Origin of the sequence: Nostocoides japonicum T1-X7, from assembly GCF_001046855.1 — a bacterium.
Lineage (GTDB): Bacteria > Actinomycetota > Actinomycetes > Actinomycetales > Dermatophilaceae > Nostocoides > Nostocoides japonicum.
On record NZ_HF570958.1, the window covers coordinates 4,827,243 to 4,828,319 of the forward strand.

General features: G+C 77.3%; 2 protein-coding genes. Both read left to right on the forward strand.

Annotated elements, in window-relative coordinates:
• Nucleotides 1-207, forward strand: a 207-nt coding sequence (locus BN12_RS21940) for a nicotinate-nucleotide--dimethylbenzimidazole phosphoribosyltransferase (RefSeq protein ID WP_048555654.1), incomplete at its 5' end; no start/stop codon positions are given.
• 17 nt (nt 208-224) lie between these two features.
• On the forward strand, nt 225-1,077 hold an 853-nt coding region (locus tag BN12_RS21945; protein ID WP_048555655.1), incomplete at its 3' end, for a cobalamin biosynthesis protein.

Sequence of the window (1,077 nt, forward strand, 5' to 3'; positions counted from 1 at the left end):
GCGCCCGGCGCCGCCGCCTGGTTCGTCGCCGGGCACCGCTCGACCGAGCCGGCCCAGTCCATCGCCCTCGACAAGCTGGGCCTCGAGCCCCTGCTCGACCTCGGGATGCGGCTCGGCGAGGGCAGCGGCGCGGTCGCGGCCGTGCCGCTCGTGCGATCCGCAGCCCTCCTGCTCGCCGACGTCGCCCTCCTCTCCGACCTCACCTGAGCGCTGTTGCTTCCCGGATGCCGTTCGCTCGGGCCTTCGGCCTCCTCCTCGGGTTCGTCGCCGACCGGGTCGTCGGCGACCCGCGCCGGTTCCACCCCGTCGCCGGGTTCGGCCGGGCGGCAACGGCGCTGGAGCCTCGGATGTATGCGGATCGCCGGGTGCGCGGCGCGTGGTTCACGCTCGCCCTCGTCGGCTCGGCGACGGCGCTCGGAGCTGTCGGGGAGTGCCTGACCCGCCGTCGTCCACTGGCCCGCATACTGCTCGTCGCCGCCGCGACCTGGGCGACCCTCGGCGGCCGGTCGCTCGCCGCCGAGGCCGCCGAGGTGGCGAGGCTGCTGGAGGACGGGGACCTGCCGGGTGCCCGCGAGCAGGTGACCCATCTCGTGGGCCGCGACCCGCGCGACCTCGGGCCGGACGAGATCGCCCGCGCCACCGTGGAGTCCGTCGCGGAGAACACCTCGGACGCCGTCGTCGCCCCCCTCCTCGCCGGTGCCCTCTGCGGAGCACCCGGGCTCCTGGCATACCGCGCCGCGAACACCCTCGACGCGATGGTGGGCCACCACAGCCCGCGCTACGAGCGGTTCGGGTGGTCGTCGGCTCGGCTCGACGACGCGGCCAACCTCGGTCCGGCCCGCGTCGCGGGGCTGCTCGCCGCCGTCACGGCACCGGTCGTCGGCGGCCGGACCCGGGACGCCCTCCGTGCATGGCGCCGTGATGCCCGCCGTCACCCGAGCCCGAACGCCGGGGTCGTCGAGGCGGCCTTCGCCGGGGCCCTCGGGGTGACCCTCGGGGGGCGCAACGTCTACGCGGGGCGGGTCGAGGACCGGGCCCGGCTCGGCACGGGCCCCGGCCCGGCGGTCCCGGACGTCG